The sequence below is a fragment of the Luteibacter sp. UNC138MFCol5.1 genome (assembly GCF_900110505.1).
Lineage (GTDB): Bacteria > Pseudomonadota > Gammaproteobacteria > Xanthomonadales > Rhodanobacteraceae > Luteibacter.
The window spans coordinates 104,002-123,523 of record NZ_FODZ01000001.1; the positions used below are offsets into that span (position 1 = coordinate 104,002).

Consider the following 19,522-nt stretch of genomic DNA (forward strand, 5'->3'; position numbering starts at 1 on the left):
CGCTCCATCGTGCCTCCGTTGCTGGTTTGGAAACGTACGCCTGCGGAAGGTGCGGGCGCGGGCAGAATCTAGGACCGCCAGGAACGGGCAGACAACACCCTGACTGCGGTTTGCGCGTCGATCGATGCCTGGCGCGTGATGTTTTTGTGCCGACCGTATCGAATCCGGTCAGACGGTCGTCCGGAAGCGGACGCACCCGTCCACTTCCGGACAGCCGCGGATGTCATCGCAAGGGTTCGAGTGGAAGACGGACGCTCGCTATGGCGCCACGGCCGTCCCGGCGCGGAACGAGATCCACGCTGCCCGCATGCGACTCGACGATGAGCCGTACCAGGCTGAGTCCGATACCCGAGCCTTCCGCCTTCGTGGTGAAGAACGGCACGAACAGGGCATCGCTATCCGGGAGCCCGGGTCCGTCGTCTTCGATCACGACGCAGACGAAGCGTTCGTCCGCCGACCAGTCGAGGCGGACGCCGCCGCCCAGGGGGAGCGCCGCCTCCACCGCGTTGCGCAGCAGGTTGATGAACGCCTGGGCGAGCTGGTCCTCGTCGCCGTGGATCGTGACAGGCGCCGTCCCCTCGACCACGATGCGTAGACGGCGCTCCAGGACCGCGAGGCGCAGCAGCGACAGGTCCAGCCGGAAGATGGATGGGCGCAGGGGCGGAAGTCTTGCCAGCTTCCCATAGCCCGAAAGGAAGCGACCGAGGGAATCGGCCCGGCGTCCGATCGCCTCGAGGCCCAGACGCATCTCCTCGGCCGCGTCGAGCTCCGGTCCGAGCAGCGAGGCAAGACTTCCTGCGAGTGAGCCGATGGGACCGAGCGAGTTGTTGAGTTCGTGGCTCAGCACGCGAATCAGTCGTTGCCATGCGCGGCGCTCTTCCTCACCCAGCGTGACGCTGAGGTCGCGCAACATGATCAGCCGGTGATCGCGCCCGTTACTGCGCCATGATGCGCGACGGATCGCCCAGCGCCCATGCCCCCCGGGAAAGCGACCGGAGATCACGGCGTTGTCGGGCGCTTCGAGCGCTTCGCCGAGCGCGAGGCTCGACAGATCGCGGCCGACCACCGAGGTGCGTTCCGCGCCGATCAGGCGACGCGCCGCCGGATTGATGAGGCGCAACCTGTTCTGGTCGTCGACCACGAAGATCGGATCCTGCAAGGCGATCAGCGTCTTACCGAGGAACCGCGATGCCTCCGTGCGCTTGCGGCGCCCGTCCCGCAGCTCGTCGCCGAGACGGTTCACGTCGCGCACCAGTTGCTGCAGCGGGTCGTAGCCGGGCCGTACGCGACCGCGGATGCCCAGGTCTCCCTCGCTCATCGCGGCGAGCAGGTCGGACACCGTGGTGAGTGTGCCGAGCATGCGGTTCGTCGCGATCCAGCCAAGCAGGAGCGTCGCCCCCATGCCGAGGCAGAAGATGAGTAGCCGATCCGTCCAGCCGAGGTTGTCGATGAGTACCAGCGTCGCGCCGGCGATCGTCGTCGGCGCCAGACTCGCACCGATCCATGCGGCCGCGCCGAGCCGGACGAGGCGTCCATCCACGAGTGCGATGCCGCTGGCGTCCTGCGTCATGGAGACCTCAATCGACGGACTCGAAGGTGCCACGCGATCGCTGCTTCTCGAGACGGCGGTACAGCGCTTGCCGCGAGATGCCGAGGTCGTCGGCGGCCCTCTGCAGATTCCGGCCATGACGGGCCAGCGCCTGCCGGATCAGCAGGTCCTCCGCTTCCGGCAGGGTCAGCGTGTCGAGCAGCAGCGGGGTGCCGGACGGACGGTGCAGGCCGAGCGAATCGGCGTCGATCTCGTCTCCCGCCGCGAGGAGCACCGCGCGCTCGACCGCGTGCTCGAGCTCGCGGACGTTGCCGGGCCAGTCGTACCCGCGCAGCGCGCGCTCCGCCGATGGCGCGAACGACATGGCCGAGCGCGACCGCCGCCGGCACTCGTAGAGCAGAAAGTGGCGCGCGAGCGGCACGATGTCGTCCGAGCGCTCGCGAAGCGGCGGCAATCTCACCTGCATCGCATTCAGGCGGTAGAGGAGGTCCCTCCGGAAACGCTCGCTGCGTATGGCCGCCTCGAGGTCCATGTTCGTGGTGGAGATCACGCGTACGTCGACACGCCGTGTGCGCATGGTGCCGCCACGCTCGAGCTCGCCCTCCTCCAGGACGCGCAGCAGCTTCGCCTGTTGCGAAGGCTGGATGCTGCCGATTTCTTCCATGATCAGCGTGCCGCCGTTCGCCAGTTCGAAGCGCCCGGGCCGCGACACGGGACCCTCCTCGCCGAACATCTCGTCCGCGAAGCGCGACTCCGGCAGGCTGCTCATGTCCACGCGGATGACCGGCTCCTCCGCACGCGGCGAGCGCGCGTGGATCTCGCGCGCGAACAGCGATTTGCCGGTACCGTTCTCCCCGCTGATGAGCACATGGGCGTCACCACGGGCGATGCGGTCGATGAGCTCCACCACCCGGCGCATGGCCGAGGATTCGCAAGCCCGAAGAATGTCTCCCGCCTGTCGTGCGAGCGCCGTTTCTTCACGCAGGCGCCGGTTTTCGTCCCGCATCGTCCGCAGCGCGATCTGGCTACGGACCGAGTGGACCAGCCTTGCGTTATTCCACGGCTTTTCGACGAAGTCGGCGGCGCCGAGCTTCATGGCGCGAACCGCGAGGTCGACGCTCCCCCAGCCGGTCATCGCGATCAACGGTACATCCGGCGCTTCGTGGCGCATGCGCGTGACGAGTTCCAGGCCCTCGTGCCCCGAGGTCGTGTCCGCGGCATAGTTCAGGTCGACGAGCGCGCACCCGAAGTCTTCACGAGCGATCGCGTTCATCGCGCCCGCCGGCGAGTCGACTTCGACCGAGCGAATCCCCTCGGCGCGGAGCAGGATGCGCATGGCCAGCCGAACATCGGGGTGGTCGTCGACGACGAGCACGGCGGCGCCCGCAGCGTGGGCATCGAACTTCATGGCACACCTCATCTGGACGTTGTGACGCCACGGCGCGTCACTCGCGGCGAAACGCGCGCCACGGGTCGATCGATGCCGCGCGAAGCGCCGGCCCGAGGACGGCGAGCGTCGTGAAGAGAATCATGATCGCCGCACCCGTGGCGGCATCGGAACCATCGACGGCCTGCGCGCCGGCGTGCGTCGGCGACAGCCAGTGACGGAGTACGAGAACGCCCAGCAGGCCCAGCGCGACGCCGGGCACCGCGTTGCCGAGCGCGTGGCGTACGATCAGTGTCACGAGAGCCGCGGGCGTTGCGCCGAGCGCGCTACGAATCGCGAGAGTGCGCGTTCCCGCGGCTACCTCGAAAGCCTGTACCGAATAATGGCCGACGCAGGCGAGCGACACCGCGAACGCGGCGAGCGTGGCGAACAGGACCGCATCGCGTCGCGCAGCCGCGTTCGCAAGTCTGGCTATCCGGTCGAGGGGGCGTACATGGCCGAGCGCAAGCCCGGGGGCGATGCCACGCACCAGATCGGTGAACGCTTCGTGCGCCGCGATGCGCGCTCCGGGCCCGCGCAGGACCGCGTAGATGGGCAGGAGATTTCGCACCGCGCCGTATGACGCCGTCACCTGGGCGATAGGCATCACCACCAGGGGCTCGCCGTCCATGGCGTCGCTGCTCTCCGATCGCCGGGTATCGGCGAGGACGCCGACGATCCGGGCCGTTCCGGTCGCCGACCCGGCCTGACGCAGGTCCGCGCCGAGTCCTCGCCCGTCGATCTTCTCGAGATAGGCGCGGTTGACGATCGCCACCGCCGGCGCGCCGGCGACGTCACCCTCGTCGAACCAGCGCCCGGCGACCTTCTGGAACCCGAGCGCCTTGGCGGCACCCGGCGTCACCATCGCGAACCTCAGGTAGTCGGTGCCGCCGTCGCCCCGACGGAATGGCATGACGAAGCGCGTGCCGAGCGGTAGTTCGCTGGACCACCCGAACATCGCGACGCCCGGCAGCCCCGTCGCCTTCCGCCTGATCTCATCCAGCAGGCTCATGACGTTCCTCGTCTCGGGATAGCGGTTCCGGTCCGGATGCACTTCGACCACGGCGGTGTTCGCCTGATCGAAGCCGAGCGGCAGGCCCTCGAGTTGCGTGTATCGGGTGACGGTGGCGACGCCGAGGATCAGAAGTACCGTCGCCAGCGCCGACTGCGAGAGGGTCACCATCGCTCGTGCGCGACGCATGCCAGGGCTGCCGATACCGGCGCCGTTCGCGGCGAGTTGCTGTCGCAGGATCGCGTCCGACGTCCGCCGCGCGGCGACGCAGAGCGCGGCGACCAGCGCGATCGCGGCCGTGACGAGGAAGGTGGCGCATACCGTGCGAACTTCGGGAAAGGGCGGCGCCGCGGAGGCGATCCACAGGTCCGGCAGGAACGGGCGGTACACGACGACGACCAGCGTGCCGAGCGGAAGGCCCAGGAGCGTGGCCACGATCGCGACCATGGCGCCCTCGGTCAAGGCGGGAATGAAGGGGCGCCACCCGCTCGCCCCGAGCGCGACCTGGAGGGCTATCTCCGGCGAACGCCGGAGCGAGCGGACGAGCATCAGGTTCGCTACGTTCAGTGCGGCGAGGATGAGTACCAGCCAGGCACAGAACACGAACGGCCAGACCGGTGCGCGTCCGGTGCGCGCGACGAGATCGTCGATCGGCGTCGCCCCGTACCACGGCATGTCGTCCGGACCGAGGTGCAACGCCGCGGCATCGCGGTTCACGGCCAGGGCGACGGCGCGCGACAGGGCGTCCGGACCCACCCCAGGGCCAAGCAGACCGACCGCGGTCATGTTTTCCGCGGTGGCGCTGCCCACGGGCGGTGCGGCCGGCAGGATGAGCAGGTCGACATCGCTGAAGAAGCGGTAGTCACGCGGCAGCACGCCGACGACATGCATCGCGCTTCCGTCGACGACGATCGTGCTCCCGACCGCACCCCCGCTTCCGCCGAAGCCACGTTTCCACAAGGCATGCGAGAGCATGACTTCGCTGTTGCCGGTCCCGCCGCGAAAAACACGACCGGCATCGGCACGCACCCCCAGGGTATCGAGGAATCCCGCGTCGACGCGCTGGGCGCGCAGCAGTTCGTCACGGCCGTTCCATGTCGCGTTGACCGGCTCGGGCATGTAGGCAAGACCATGCGACTTCAACAGGGGCGAAGGCGCGATGGCCGCGTAGAGTCGTGGCGAGATCGCGCGCATCGGGTCGCCCGCGGTTCGCCCGCCGAAGATGACGACGCGCTCGTGGTTGGGCCACGGGAGCGGGCGGACGAACAGCGCGTCGAGCAAGGTGAATGCACCGAGCAACGCGGCGACGCCCAGGGAGAGAGTGACCGAAGCGAGCGCAAGGAAGGCGGGCTGGCGCAAGAGCGCACCACCCGCTCTTGCGACCTCGGTCGCCCATGTCACCACAGCGTATCGCCGGCGCGCAGGGCTTCCAGTCCCGACTCGGACTCGCTGCGCAGCTGCTGGAACGTCGACTCGTCGACGACGCGGCCGTCGAGGAGGCGGATCGTACGTTCGGCCATCGCGGCGAAACGGTCGTCGTGCGTCACCATGCAGACGGTCCGGCCGGCGGCGTGCTGGCGGGCGAGCAGGCCCATGACGATCTCGCCATTGCGCAGATCCAGGTTTCCCGTCGGTTCGTCGGCCAGCAGGATGGCTGGATCGCCCACGAGCGCCCGCGCGACCGCGACCCGCTGCTGCTGCCCGCCCGACAGCTGCGTGGGGAAGTGTCGCATGCGATGGGCCATGTCCACGCTGGCCAGCGCGCTCGCGACCATCCTCGTGCGCTCGCGCCAGCCGATGTCCTTGCGGTAGGCCAAGGGCAACGCGACGTTGTCGGCCACGGTGAGGTCGTCGATCAGGTTGAACGACTGGAACACGAATCCGATGTGCTGGTTGCGCAGCCGCGAACGCTCCGCTCGGCCGAGCCCGCGCATGGATTCGCCCGCGAAACGGAAATCGCCGTAGGAAGGCACGTCGAGGAGTCCCATGAGCGACAGCAGCGTGGTCTTGCCGCATCCGGACGGGCCGCCGATCGCCACGAATTCTCCAGCGCGCACGGAGAGATGGATGTCGGTAAGCACGTGCGTCTCGACCGACCCGGTCTGGAAGACCTTGCCGACCCCTCTCATCTCGACGATCACGGGCCGATCCGGGGCTTGCATGGGCGCACTCACTTCGGGAGCGATTCGCATGAAGCCTAGCGCCGCCGTTCACGCGTGTCGCGGGGCGCACCACGTTTCGGGCGAATTAAAGGTCAAAGCTGCCGAAAAGACACAGCGATTGGAAAACCCTGCGGTCGGGGGCGCATGGTTTAACTAGATTCTAACCGTGACGAAAGCTGATCCTAGGTCCGGTATCGCTAGAAAGTGCGACGCGCCTTACAATTCGCTGATGGGGAGGAACGCGCCTCGATCGGCGCGGTGTTTCGACGTGTCGGAACCGGACCGCGAGCGGGGGCGCCGCGGCGAGGTACCGACGCACGGAGATCTCTCATGGTTCAACGTTTGTCCCTTGGCGGCAGCGCCGCCTGGCTGAAGCGCTACGACCCCGACGGCTGGCTTCGCCCCGCACTGGTCCGGCTCTGGAATGGTCTCGCCCGTCGCCTCGGGCTCGACGCGCTGCGATCGCCGCCGCGTCACGTGGGCGAACGTGCGAAGGAAGTCGAGGCGCGCCGCCTCGAAGCCCTGCGTGCGTGTGGCGCTCCCGTGCCCCGGATCCTCGGAGAGGGCCCGCGCAGCCTCATCCTCAGCGACATGGGGCCGACGCTGGCGCATCGCCTGAAGCGCCTCGAGAGCGCCAACGACGCCGACATGCTTGTCCGGCAGACGGCGCACGCGATCGGCAGGCTGCACCGCCGGGGCGGCTATCACGGCCAGGCCTTCGCGCGCAACATCACCGTGGGCGACCAGGGTGTCGGCTTCATCGATTTCGAGGAAGATCCCAGCGAAATCATGAGCCTCGCGCAGGCGCAGGCCCGTGACTGGGTGATGTTCACCACCGGCGTCGGCATCTACTACACCGGTCGGATGGACGTGCTCATCGGCCTCATCCGCGACGAAGCCCACGAGGTCGAGCCACAGGTGGCGCGCGAGGTCCAACGGATCGCCGGACGGCTAGGGTTTCTCGAACGCACCGGCCGCCTGTTGGGCCGCCGGATGGGCGTTCTCGGAGCTGCCGTCGGCGCGATGCGCAAAGGATTCGCCAGCGTGGCCATCGCCGCCCTGCTGCTGGATGTCCTGAGCGACGGGGACTGCGACGTCCTGATCGCGGTTGTCGACGCCGTGCGCCAGGCCGCCATCTGACCGTTCCGGAGGCTCACGATTTCACGTGCGTGAAGTCATTGCGGCCCAAGGCCGTAATCGTTTACGTGTAACGCCATTTACGTGCCCACTTCACGTGCGGATGCCGGTATCCTTGCCCGCCTGACGCGCCGCCGCCGCGTCATCCCGTCCCCAAGGCCTTACCCATGAAACGTAACCCCCGCATCGAAGACCTGATCGCCCGCATGACCGTCGAGGAAAAGATCGGACAGCTGGGGGTATTCGCCGATGCGGTGCGTCCCTTCGCGCCCGACATCAATCCGGAGGTCAACGCGAAGGGCGCCGCCGAAGTGCTCGACCAGGTGCGGGCCGGGCGCGTGGGTGCGCTGTTCAACGGCGTGGGCGCCGCCGAAGGTCGCGAAGCACAGCGCGTGGCGGTGGAGGAGAGCCGTCTCGGCATTCCGCTGCTGTTTGGCGCCGACGTGATCCATGGCATGCGTACCGTGTTCCCCATTCCCCTGGGAGAGGCGGCGTCGTTCGAGCCGGACCTCGCGGAGCGCACCGCGCGCGCGACCGCGATCGAAGCCACCGCGGCGGGCGTCCACTGGACGTTCGCGCCCGCCGTCGACATCGCGCGCGATCAGCGCTGGGGCCGCGTCGCGGAAGCCGCGGGTGAAGACGTGGTGCTGGGATCGGCGTTCGCGGCCGCGCGCGTGCGCGGTTTCCAGGGCCCGGATCTCAAGGCGTCCGACGCGCTGCTCGCCACGCCGAAGCATTTCGCCGCCTACGGCGCCGTGGCTGGCGGCATGGAATACAACGCGGTCGACATCGCGCCGCAGACCCTGCGCGACGTGCACCTTCCGCCCTTCAAGGCGGCGCTCGATGCCGGTGCGCTCACCTTCATGAGCGCCTTCAACGACATCAACGGCGTGCCCGCGTCGGCGAATCGTGAGCTGATGACCGACATCCTCCGCGGCGAGTGGGGATTCAAGGGCCTCGTGGTATCCGATTACACGGCCGACATGGAGCTGATCGCGCACGGCTTCGCCGCCGACGAGCGCGACGCCACGCGCCTCGCCTTCCTCGCCGGCGTCGACATGAGCATGCAGAGCGGCTTCTACGCCGACCACCTGGGCGACCTCGTCGCCTCGGGCGAGGTTCCGATGGACGTGCTCGACGAAGGTGTCCGCCGCGTCCTTTCGGTAAAGGATGCGATCGGGCTGTTCGACAATCCCTACCGCTCGCTCGACCCCGCCGTCGAGGCCGACACGTCGACGAACGGGGCGCATGCGGCACTGGCGCGCGACGGCGCGCGCCGTTCGATCGTGATGCTGAAGAACGACGGCGTGCTGCCGCTGAGCAAATCGGGGACGAAGATCGCACTGATCGGGCCGTTCGGTGCCGACATCGACAACCTCGAAGGATGCTGGACGCTCTTCGGCGATGCCCGTCGTCACGTGAACATCGAGACGGGCATCCGCGACGCGCTCGGCGACGACGCCTCGATCGAGGTGGTCGCCGGCTCCGGTATCGAGGCGGCGATCGAAGGCGGCATCGAGGCCGCCGTCGCCGCGGCGCGCCGCGCGGATGTCGTGCTGCTCGCCATCGGCGAGCCGCAGAATTATTCCGGCGAAGCGCAGTCGCGCACGCAGATCATCGTGCCGCCTGCGCAGCAGGCGCTCGCGGACGCCGTGATCGGGGCCGGTACGCCAGTCGTCGTGCTGCTGAAGAACGGCCGCGCGCTGGCGCTTACGGGCAAGGTGCGCGACGCCAGCGCGATCCTCGTCACGTGGTTCCTCGGTAGCCAGACCGGTCCGGCCATCGCCGACGTGGTTTTCGGCGACTACAACCCGGCGGCGCGCCTGCCCGTCAGCTTCCCGCAGGACGCCGGCCAGCAGCCCTATTTCTACAACCACCCGCGTACCGGTCGTCCCGAACTGGCCGACCAACCGCCGGCGTTCAAGTCGCGGTACCGCGAGATCACCTTCGACGCCCTGTACCCGTTCGGGCACGGCCTGAGCTACACGACGTTCGCGTACACGGCACCGGAGGTACAGGCCAGCATCGGCTGGAACGAGACCATCGCCGTCTCCACGACCGTGACGAACACCGGCAAGGTCGCCGGCGAAGAGGTGGTGCAGCTCTACATCCACGACCGCGTCGCCAGTCGCGTCCGGCCGGTGCGTGAACTGAAGGCGTTCCGGAAGATCATGCTCGCACCGGGAGAGTCGGAAGACGTGTCGTTCGAACTCACGCGACGGGACCTCGCGTTCACCCACCGCGACGGCACCACCTTCGACGCCGAGCCGGGCGAGTTCGACGTCTGGATTGCGGGCTCATCGGCTTCCGGCGAAAGCGCGCGCTTCGTGCTCCGCGATTCCTGACGGCTTCGCCCGCGGACGCGGCGAGGGACTCTCGCACGGCCGCCATCCGACGCCACCGCTAAAGCCGGCTCGGTAGCCTCCCTACGGTAGGCGCTCCCCACCCAAGGAGCGTCACCCATGACACCACGCGTTCGTCCTCTTTCCCTTGCCATCGCCGCCGCGGCGCTGGCGCTGACCGTGTGCCGCACCGCCGCGGCGGAGACCACCCCCTACCCTCCGGTCATAGCGTGGGGCCCCTGTTCGCCGGAGCAGGTCGACGAGGGCGCCATCGACGATTTCGGTGCCCGCCTGGAATGCGGCACCATGAAAGCGCCTCTGGACGAGGACGCTCCGTTGCCCCAGCTCGTCGATGTCGGCGTCATACGCGTCAAGGCGGGTAATGCCGCCGCCCGACAGGGCTCCCTCTTCCTCAACTTCGGCGGTCCCAGTGGCAATCCCCTGATCTTCATGCCGATGCTGGCGGGAGCGTGGTCGAAGACGGAAGACGACGGTTCGGTCCGGGGTTATCGGCGCCGGCTCGCAGATCGCTACGATCTCGTCGCCGTCATTCCTCGCGGGCTGCGTGGCGGCATTGAGTTCACCTGCAGCGAGCCCCGGGCGATCATCGGAGACCCCTCGTTGTTCAGGAGCGACGAGGATTGGATCACGGCCATCCACAGCGGCATACGCTTCGCCGACAGCTGCGCCGCCGGAATGCATGCGAGCGTCGGTACGCTCGGTCATGTGCGCGACATGGAGCGCGCCCGGGTCGCGCTCGGCGAGCCGACCCTGAACTTCCTCGGTTACTCGTACGGCACGTGGGTCGGCGCGTTCTACGCCGCTACGTATCCCGAGCATGCCGGCCGCGTCGTCCTCGATTCTTCCGTCAACTTCCGAAGCACGTTCGAACACCACTTCGAAGCGGTCACGAACGAGCGCAGCGCGTCCTTCCGTCGTGAGGCGCTCCTCCCGGCCCTCGCGGATCCCGCGTACGGCCTCGGCAGTGACCCGGACGACATCATCCGGCGCCTGCGCGACATGCCGCTTTCGGCGCGCAAAGCATGGGCCGCCGACATCGAAACGCCGGCTCAGCTTGCCGCCGCGCTCACCCTCGCCGATTGGATGGCGGAGAATCCCGATATCGAACCGACGGCCGTCATCGATCGGGTGACACATCACCATTTCAGTCAGGTGCCAGCCGTCGACGAAGCGATTCGTGACGCGGCTACCGAGTACGCGTCCACGCTTCAACCGGTTGGGTCGGCGAAGTCGTCAGAGCAGGAAGAGGACGAGCCGTCCTGGTTCAATGAGCACATCTACTTCGGCGTGGTGTGTGGCGATTCCGCATGGAATCACGACTTCAGCATGGTGCGAAAGCGCGCTCGGGAAATTGGAGAGACACAGCCGGAGTCCCATGCGACCTACCTTGCCATGAACCTCGTCTGTCGCCAGTGGCCTATCGCCACCCAGTGGCGGCCACCGTTGAACGCACTGTCGTCTGCGCCGCCGCTGCTCATGGCACAGGCCGAGTTCGATGGCGCCACGCCATTGGTCACTGCCCGGGAGGCATTCACGGAGACGCCCGGCGCGTACATGGTGATGGCGCGGGGGATGCGCGGACATTCCATCTTCAGCATGACGAGTACGCCTTGCGTCGAGAAGACGGTAGGCGACTATCTGCTGGATGGCGTGCTCCCGAAGGAGCACGACATCCAATGCGATTACGAGCCGGACCTGGCCGACGCCGTGAACGAGCGTACGGGCGAGGGCGATTCGTTGCAGGCATTGCGCGAGCGCCTGCGGCGAATACTGGAGAAGAGCTGAGCCCAGGCAACGCGGGAGCCGAGGCCGGGACGAGCGCTCGGCCCCGGCCTTTCGAATGCTCGGCGCCCGCACGTCGCCGGTGTGCTTCGCCTGTCACGTCGTATGACGGCGACGCCCGCGGAAACGACGAGGCTCATTCGTACCAATGCGCTGCACGTTCGCCGCTGACGCCGGCTCGACGCCGTCCTTAAGGTGAGCGCTCCCCCCCAAGGAGCGTCACCCATGACACCACGCGTTCGTCCTCTTTCCCTTGCCATCGCCGCCGCCGCGCTGGCGCTCACGGTTTGTCGCGCCGCCGATGCGGCATCGACCGCGGCGGATCCCGCCATCGCCTGGACCTCCTGCGCGGCCGAATTCGTCGATGCCACGTTCATCGACGCCCTCGGCGACCGGCTCGAGTGCGGCGTCATGAAGGCACCGCTCAGCGAGGCCGAGGCGCTGCCTCGCCTCATCGACGTCGGCGTCGTGCGGATCCGGGCGGGCAAACCCGCGGCGAGGCAGGGCTCCCTGTTCTTCAACTTCGGCGGGCCCGGCGGCAACCCGCTCAGCTTCCTTCCGCTTTACGGCTACGTCTGGTCGGAAACCCCGGACGATGACTCGCCCGCCGCCTACCGACGTCGCATCGCCGACCGCTACGATCTCGTCGCCGTCATCCCGCGTGGGATGCACGGCGGGGAGCGCTTCACGTGCAAGGATCCCTACCCCTACTTCATGCACGATCCCGCCGTCCGCCGCAGCGACGACGACTTCCTGCAGTTCATCGAATCGGGCACCGCGTTCGCCCATGGCTGCGGCGGCGAAAATGGCATGCCCGCCAGCGCGGGAACACTGGGCCATGTGAGAGACATGGAGCGGGCACGAGTCGCCCTGGGCGAATCCAGGATGAATTTCCTGGGGGTCTCCTACGGAGCGTGGGTGGGCGCGTTCTACGCCGCGACCTATCCGCAGCACACCGGCCGCATGGTACTCGATTCCTCGATGAACTACGCGGGCACCATCGAACAGCAGTTCGACGACCAGCCGGCGGAACGCAGCGACCTCTTCCGCCGTCTGGCACTGCTGCCTGCCACGTCAACGCCCGCCTACGGTCTCGGATGCGATCCGGATGCCGTGATGCGACGACTGGGCGACATGCCGCCACTCGCGCGCGAGGCCTGGGCCTCGTCGATCACCACGCCTGCACAACTGGCGGCGGCGCTCACGATGGCCGACTGGATCGGCGACGAGGCCAGCGTGACGGCGGCCGACCTCATCGAACGCGCCGGGGTGCACCACTTCAGCGAGGAAGCCGACATCGACGACGAGATCCGCAAGGCGGCGATCGAGCTGGCACCGACGATCCGCCCGAAGCCCACGTCGTTCATCGACTGGAACGTGTATTACAGCGTGATCTGCGGCGATACACCGTGGCAGCGCGACCTTCGTGGACTGCGGACACTGGCGAACGAGATCGGTACGACGAGGCCCGAGGCTTCGGGTGAGGGCATCAGCGCCGCGCTCGCCTGCAGGGCCTGGCCCAACCCCACCCAGTGGCGACCGCTCCTCAGTTCACTGTCGGAGGCGCAGCCATTGCTTCTCGTGCAGGCGGAGTTCGATCCTGCCACGCCGCTGAAGCTCGCACGCAAGGCATTCGAAGCATCGCACGATGCATACATGGTCACGGCGCGCGGCATGTTTGGCCACGGCGTCTTCGGCATGTCGGACACGCCCTGCATCGAGGCTTCGGTCGGCGATTATCTGCTCGACGGCAAGCTTCCCACGTCGCACGACACGCAATGCGACTTCGTTCCGACCGTCCGCGCGACGGAAGAGGGGCGTTCGGACGAGCGTGACGCCGTGCGAATGGCTCAGGACGAGCTGCGACGGATGCTCCGTCATAGCTAAGCGATTCGGGCAAGGCCGACACGATTTCTCGGCCTTGCCCTCTGTCTGACCCGGCGATGGGAACCTACGGTAGCGCTCCGCTTCCGTGGACCCTTCGATGCACCTCCAACACCATTCCCTTGTTCTCGCTGCGTTGTGCCTGGCGGCATCCGCACCCCTTGTTTCCGCGACACCGACGGCGCCGGCTACCTCGTCGCTCATGTGGTCGGTGTGCCCGGCCTCGCTCGTCGAGTCGCACTGGCAACACACATTCGGTCCGCGTCTGCAGTGCGCCACGATGCGCGTTCCACTGGACTACGACGAACCGGGTTCGCGCGAGATCGAGGTAACGCTGATCCGGGTACGTGCCCGAGACTCTCCGACCCGCCAGGGTGCGTTGTTCGTCAACTTCGGAGGGCCGGGCGTCAGCCCACTGGGCATGCTTCCGGACCTCGCGCTGTTGCTGCGCCTGTCGCCTTCCGAACAGGACGCGAACATCGACAGGCAGCGGATTCCCCGCGAATTCGATCTGGTCGCCGTGGTGCCTCGAGGGTTGCCGGGGAGCGCGCCGTTCACTTGCCCGCAGCCCTTGCCGATTCCAGCGTGGCTCGACTCGACGGTCTACCTTGCCGACTGGAACTGGGCGGGCTTCGTTCGCGACACGCGAACCTTCGCTGAGGGCTGCACCGCCGAACCGATGCACCGGCACATGGGCACGTACGAGCACATCCGCGACATGGAACGTGCTCGTATCGCGCTCGGCGAACCGAGACTGAACTTCTACGGCGTGTCCTACGGCACCTATGTGGGCGCGAGCTATGCGGCGACATTTCCCACGACGACAGGACGAATCGTCCTCGACTCGGTGATGGATTATTCCGGGACGTTCGAGAGCCAGTTCGCGCGACACGCGCCGGCGCGACACGGGCTCTTCAAACGCCTCGCTCTCGAGCGGGCGGTCGCGAACCCGGCGTATGGCCTGGGTACGGATCAGGAGGCCATCATGCGACGGCTGACGAACATGCCATCGCGTTTGCAGGGACCGTGGCAGGCGAAAGTCGATTCGCCGGCACGGCTCGCAGCGACGCTCACACTGGCGGACTGGGCACGCGACGACATGGCGGGGTGGCAGACCGACGACTGGCAGGCACTCGGCGACCGGCTCCTGACGCGCGCCGGCACGCATCGCTTCAGCAATGACACGGCGATCGACGGCGAGATCCGGGCCGCCGCGATCGCGCTGGCCTCACCGCTTCGTGCGGGTCCCGGTGCGCGCAGCGATCTGTCCGCGTACTACGCCGTCGTCTGTGGCGACACGCCGTGGCGCAAGGATATCGGCGACCTGCGCACGATGGCGAACACGATCGCCGCGACGTATCCGACGGGCGGCGGAGCCCCCGTCACCGTCGGCCTGATCTGTCGCCATTGGCAGTCGACGCCACGTCCCGCGGCGTCGATGGCCTCGCTGGCGCAAGCGCCCGCCATGTTGATGCTCCAGGCGGAATTCGATCCCGCGACCCCCCTCGAAGGCGCGCTGAACGCCTTCGACGTCTCGCCGGGGTCCCGTCTGGTCGCTGTGCGTGGCATGTACGGCCACGGCGTCTTCGGCATGTCGGCCACGCCCTGTGCCGAGCAGTCCGTCGCGCGGTTCCTGCTGACGGGCGTCCTGCCGACGGAGCGGTTCAGCTACTGCGACTATGTGCCGAGCCCGGCGGTCCGAGCCCGGCGGGACGAAGGCGAAGAAAGGACCCTCCACGAGGTACGCGAGGACCTCCGCGCGCGCCTCGCCGATAGCTGAGCGAAACGAAAAGGAGTTCCTCATGACGTTCTTAAGAACACGCTTGCTCTCCGCGAGCCTCACGCTCGTGGCCCTGGTCCCCGTCGCCGGCATGGCAGCCACTGACCAACTGGCTCCGGGACGGATCACCTGGGCGGCCTGCACCGATGACCTGGTCGACGCCGAGTGGAGGGATGCCTGGGGACCCAGGCTCCAGTGCGGAACCCTCTCCGTGCCCCGTGCCTACGGCGCGCCCGAATCCGGCGCGGTCGACATCGGTCTCGTCCGCGTCCGCGCGGGTGAGATGTCCCAACGACAGGGCACGATCTTCTTCCATTTCGGCGGCCCCGGTGCGAACCCGCTCGACTTCCTTCCGCAGGTGGCTGCGACGTGGGCGCTCGCCTCGCCGGATAGCGCCATCGACGGAGACAAGCGTCGTCTTGCCGACCGTTACGACCTGTTGGCGATCGTTCCGCGCGGACTGCGCGGCGGTCCGCGCGTCACCTGCGGGACACCGCCCGGCTTCAGCGGTGGCCCCGATCCCACCATCGACCTGGCGGACTGGAACTGGTCGGCGTTCGTGCGCGAAGCGCGCGAGTTCGCGACGGCATGCTCCGCCGACGCGGTGCAGAGCACGGTGAACACACATACGCACGTCCTGGACATGGAGAAGGTGCGCCGCTCACTCGGCGAGCCCACGGTCCATTTCCTGGGGGTGTCCTACGGCAGCTGGGTCGGCGCGTTCTATGCCGCCCTTTTCCCAGGCAATGCCGGACGGATGGTGCTCGACTCGTCGATGGACTACACCGGCACGTTCGAGCAGCAGATCGACAGCCTTGCCCCCGAAACGCACGACCTCCTCCTGCGCCGCGCGGTACGGCCCGCGTTGCGCGACCCTGCTTACGGTTGGCGCGAGCGAACCGAAGCCAGCGTGCTGGATGCCATTCGCGCCGTACCCGGTGAAGCGCTCCGCGCATGGCTGGGCGGCATTGAAACGCCCGACGAACTGGTGGCCATGCTCTCGCTCGCGGAATGGATCCGCGAAGTGCGCGCGACATGGACGGATGCCGAGCGGTGGGCGGACGTTCCCGCGCAATTGACGCGACGCGCGCGAGACCACGTGTTCAGTCCCGACGCGGCGACCGACGCGCGAGTCCGCGATGCCGCCGCCGAGCTCATCGACCGGCTCGATTCGCCGCAGGCGCCGTCGTCCATGACCGATATGGCCGTCTACTTCGGCACCACCTGCGGCGACGGCCGCTGGACGAAAGACCTCAAGCAACTTCGCCACCTTGCCGGTGTGCTCGGGCAGCGCTATCCCCTGCACGGTGGCGGGCCCGTACTCACCGGCCTCATCTGCCGGTTCTGGCCCCATGCGCCGCGCCTGACCATCCCGACACAGCGCCTCGCGGAATCGGTTCCACCGATTCTCATGGTGCATGCGGAGTTCGATGTCATCACGCCCATCGACGGTGCGTTGCGCGCTTTCGAGGGCACACGCGACGCTCGCATGGTGGTCGCGCAGGGCATGGTGGGTCACGGTGTATTCGGTATGTCCGACACCCCTTGCGTGGAGCACACGGTCGGCCGTTTCCTGCTGACGGGCACGCTCCCGGACGAGCGCGTCACGGCGTGCCCGTTCGTGCCGCGGGCCGCGGGCCGCGAGGAACGTGCGGCGGACGGCTGGCCGTCTCTCGACAGTATCCGCGAGACCCTGCGCGAGCGACTGCGGCGAAGCTGACGCCGTCGCCGGTCCCGCCACGTACCTTCGTACGATGCCACCTGGGGTGCGCGACGCGCATAATCGTCCGCGACATTCCTCAGGAACCCATCGATGAAAGAGCTCGAAGGCAAGGTCGCCCTCGTCACGGGCGCGGCCAGCGGCATCGGTCGCGCCATCGCGACGGCTTACGCGAACGCGGGCGCGCGGGTCATCGTCGCCGACCTGGCCATCGATGCCGCGCGCGAAGCGGCGGCGTCGATGGCCAACGGCGCCCTCGGCATCGCGATGGACGTCGCCGACGAGGCGCAGGTCGACGACGGCTTCGCGCGGACGGCGCGCGACATCGGTCCCGTCGACATCCTCGTCAGCAATGCCGGCGTGCAGATCATTTCGCCGCTGGTGGAATTCGCGTTCGCCGACTGGAAGCGCATGCTCGCCATCCACATGGACGGCGCGTTCCTCACCAGCCGCGCCGCGATGCGGCAGATGATCGCCTCCGGGCGAGGCGGCTCCATCATCCTGATGGGCTCGGCGCATTCGCACGTCGCATCGAAATTCAAGGCGCCGTACGTCGCGGCCAAGCATGGTCTGCTGGGCCTCGCGCGGGTGATCGCGAAGGAAGGCGCGCCCGACAACATCCGTTCGAACGTGATCTGCCCCGGCTTCGTGCGCACGCCGCTCGTGGAGAAGCAGATCCCGGAACAGGCGCGCGGGCTGGGAATCAGCGAAGACGAGGTGGTGCGGAACGTGATGCTGCGCGATACCGTCGACGGCGAGTTCACGACACTGGAGGACATCGCCGAAGCCGCGCTGTTCCTCGCCGGCTTCCGTTCGAACGCGCTGACCGGCCAGTCGCTCGTCGTCACGCACGGCTGGCACATGCAGTAGGCGCGCGACATCTTCGATGCGGGCGCAGGCGGACGCGGTGCTGGCGTCCGTCCTATCGCCGCGGGGGCGTGGACGACGCGCGCGAAAGAAGTCGGCGTCTGCGTGTTCGCCGCGGCGGTCGCTACGCTACCGGCGCCCACACGGGCACCTCCGGCCGGCAAGCCCGCCGGGGTCCACCCTGGACATGGATCGCCATGGCGCCGACAGCCACTACTGGCACGAACGCATGCGCGAACTCGACGCGTCGTGGCCGGGCAGCGTCGGCAACGAGCTCTTCCAGGGCATGGTGTGCAGCTACTGGCCGGGCGCATTCGGGCCATCGTCGGTCCCGGTGCTGATGCGGTCGTTCCTGATGGTGCACGCGGAGTTCGACGCCGAAGCGCCGCTGCGCGGCGCCGCCATGTCGATGCAGGCGCACGCCAATGCGAAGCTCGTCGTCGCGCGTGGATTACGCGGGCACGCCGTCGCCACGCGTCACGACCGTCCCTGTGTGAGCGGCGCCGTGGCGCGCTATCTCGGCGAAGGCGTCTTGCCGTCGATGCCGCTGACGAACTGCCGCCCACCGGAGAATCCGCCGGCGAAGTGATCTCGCCGGGCGGCGTCCGACTCGTGCGACAACGTCAGAACATGATCTGGGCGCGCACCTCGAGGATGCGCGGGTCGGCGCGGATGTCGCGCCGATCGCTCACGGCGCGCACATAGTTGGCCTGCAGCTTCAGGTATTTCGTGACGTACCAGTTGGCGCCGATCGTCCAGTCGTGCTCGGTGCCGCCGAGCACCAGGCCGTCGTCCAGGTCGAGCGTGCTGTAGCGAAGCAGCACCTCGACCGCTCCCCAGGGTCCTTTCGGAACGACGTCCGCGTTGTTGCCACCGCTGTAGCCACGCGATTCACCGGTCAACACCCAGCTTCCGAACGCGTACCAGCCGTGGGCCCTGTACGCCGGTTTGTCGACGAGCTTCACGCGGGCATCGAGGTATTCGCCCTGCACGGACCACGGGCCACCGATCCACAGAAGTTCGGTACCCCGCCGGTCGACGTGGTCGGCGACGGCGAGCACACCGGTGTCCACGAGACGCGTGGTGGCGAGCCCCGCCTCGGGCACGGCGCGCAGACGAATACCGGGCGGCGTGTAACGGCCGCGACCGTCGGTACTGCCATAGGGAACTTCGCGCGATGCCGAGATGCCGAGATGCAGGACGTCGCCGGGATCGTTGCGCGGCGTCCACGCCGCGCGCCCCGCCACCATGCGGCCGTCGAGTTTCCCCTGTAGATTGCCGCCGTTGTAGTAACCCAGCTGCAGCAGGTACCGCTTCCGTGTCAGGGCCCAGTCCACGCCGACGCGCCGGTTGGCGTAAATGGCCTGCATGGGAATCGACGCTTCGAGGAACGACGTGCTGCCGGTGTTCGTGTTGCCTTCGAAGCCCACGGGTGTCTTCGTGAAGCCGACGCGCACGGCGCCGAGATCGTTGCCGACCACGGCTTTGGTCTGCAGCCGGAAGAACACGTCGAGCCACACCTTCGCCTGGAAATCGAACAGACCCATGGCGTCGTAGACGCCCTTCTTCTTCACGAAGAATCCCAGCTCCTTCCGCCGGAAGCTTTGCGCATTTTCGTAAAGATCGCCGTCGTGCGAGAAGCGATCGACGTCGTACTGGTACTTCAGCATGAGGCCGAGATCGGTACCGTCGGCGAAGACATGATGGGTCGGCCAGTGCTCGCGCCAGCTGAAATCGGCGGTTCTGGCGGCGAAAGGTGCCAGCAACGCCAGCGCGCCGATGATGAACGTCTTCAAGGATCCTTGCCCCTTCCAGGGCGCGCTACGGAGGTTGGCGCGCG

13 protein-coding genes are annotated in these 19,522 nt (G+C 67.9%); 8 read left to right on the top strand and 5 right to left on the bottom strand.

Annotated features, from left to right (window positions below):
* Positions 1 to 223 precede the first annotated feature (223 nt).
* Genes BMY69_RS00500 through BMY69_RS00515 form a run of 4 tightly spaced genes read right to left on the bottom strand, consistent with a single transcriptional unit; the run spans position 224 to position 6,149 of the window.
* Complete coding sequence (locus BMY69_RS00500) at positions 224 to 1,570, bottom strand: sensor histidine kinase (RefSeq protein ID WP_177191031.1); 1,347 nt, start codon at positions 1,568 to 1,570, stop codon at positions 224 to 226.
* A gap of 7 nt (positions 1,571 to 1,577) precedes the next feature.
* Positions 1,578 to 2,957: a sigma-54-dependent transcriptional regulator gene (locus BMY69_RS00505; RefSeq protein ID WP_090174945.1), complete on the bottom strand. Its 1,380-nt coding sequence runs from the start codon at positions 2,955 to 2,957 to the stop codon at positions 1,578 to 1,580.
* 37 nt (positions 2,958 to 2,994) lie between these two features.
* The gene (locus BMY69_RS00510) at positions 2,995 to 5,346 is read right to left on the bottom strand and encodes an ABC transporter permease (protein WP_177191032.1); all 2,352 of its coding nucleotides are present in this window, start codon (positions 5,344 to 5,346) and stop codon (positions 2,995 to 2,997) included.
* A gap of 38 nt (positions 5,347 to 5,384) precedes the next feature.
* Positions 5,385 to 6,149 carry an ABC transporter ATP-binding protein gene (locus BMY69_RS00515; RefSeq protein ID WP_090174947.1) on the bottom strand — a complete coding sequence of 255 codons (765 nt, stop codon included), beginning with the start codon at positions 6,147 to 6,149 and terminating at the stop codon, positions 5,385 to 5,387.
* A gap of 330 nt (positions 6,150 to 6,479) precedes the next feature.
* On the opposite strand from BMY69_RS00515, the gene BMY69_RS00520 reads away from it, so the two are divergent.
* The 8 genes from BMY69_RS00520 (at position 6,480) to BMY69_RS00560 (ending at position 18,271) form a co-directional block, all read left to right on the top strand.
* A complete protein-coding gene (locus BMY69_RS00520; RefSeq protein WP_090174948.1) occupies positions 6,480 to 7,289 on the top strand; it encodes a BUD32 family EKC/KEOPS complex subunit in 810 nt (269 codons plus the stop codon).
* A 164-nt stretch (positions 7,290 to 7,453) separates the two neighbouring features.
* Positions 7,454 to 9,631, top strand: a complete 2,178-nt coding sequence (locus tag BMY69_RS00525; protein WP_090174949.1) for a glycoside hydrolase family 3 N-terminal domain-containing protein — start codon at positions 7,454 to 7,456, stop codon at positions 9,629 to 9,631.
* Positions 9,632 to 9,748: 117 nt separating this feature from the next.
* On the top strand, positions 9,749 to 11,434 hold the full coding sequence (locus BMY69_RS00530; protein WP_090174950.1) for an alpha/beta hydrolase: 1,686 nt from the start codon (positions 9,749 to 9,751) through the stop codon (positions 11,432 to 11,434).
* Between the two features lie 222 nt (positions 11,435 to 11,656).
* Entirely contained in the window at positions 11,657 to 13,318 is a 1,662-nt protein-coding gene (locus BMY69_RS00535) for an alpha/beta fold hydrolase (RefSeq protein ID WP_090174951.1), read from the top strand.
* A 277-nt stretch (positions 13,319 to 13,595) separates the two neighbouring features.
* Positions 13,596 to 15,095 (top strand): alpha/beta hydrolase, encoded by a 1,500-nt coding sequence (locus tag BMY69_RS00540; RefSeq protein WP_177191033.1) that lies wholly within the window; start codon positions 13,596 to 13,598, stop codon positions 15,093 to 15,095.
* 22 nt (positions 15,096 to 15,117) lie between these two features.
* The gene (locus BMY69_RS19200; protein ID WP_177191034.1) at positions 15,118 to 16,815 is read left to right on the top strand and encodes an alpha/beta fold hydrolase; all 1,698 of its coding nucleotides are present in this window, start codon (positions 15,118 to 15,120) and stop codon (positions 16,813 to 16,815) included.
* A gap of 93 nt (positions 16,816 to 16,908) precedes the next feature.
* Positions 16,909 to 17,685: a 3-hydroxybutyrate dehydrogenase gene (locus tag BMY69_RS00555; RefSeq protein ID WP_090174954.1), complete on the top strand. Its 777-nt coding sequence runs from the start codon at positions 16,909 to 16,911 to the stop codon at positions 17,683 to 17,685.
* Between the two features lie 184 nt (positions 17,686 to 17,869).
* Entirely contained in the window at positions 17,870 to 18,271 is a 402-nt protein-coding gene (locus BMY69_RS00560) for an alpha/beta hydrolase (RefSeq protein WP_177191035.1), read from the top strand.
* Between the two features lie 34 nt (positions 18,272 to 18,305).
* Here BMY69_RS00560 and BMY69_RS00565 read toward each other — a convergent pair whose 3' ends face one another.
* Positions 18,306 to 19,478: an OprO/OprP family phosphate-selective porin gene (locus BMY69_RS00565; RefSeq protein WP_090174956.1), complete on the bottom strand. Its 1,173-nt coding sequence runs from the start codon at positions 19,476 to 19,478 to the stop codon at positions 18,306 to 18,308.
* Between the last annotated feature and the right edge of the window lie 44 nt (positions 19,479 to 19,522).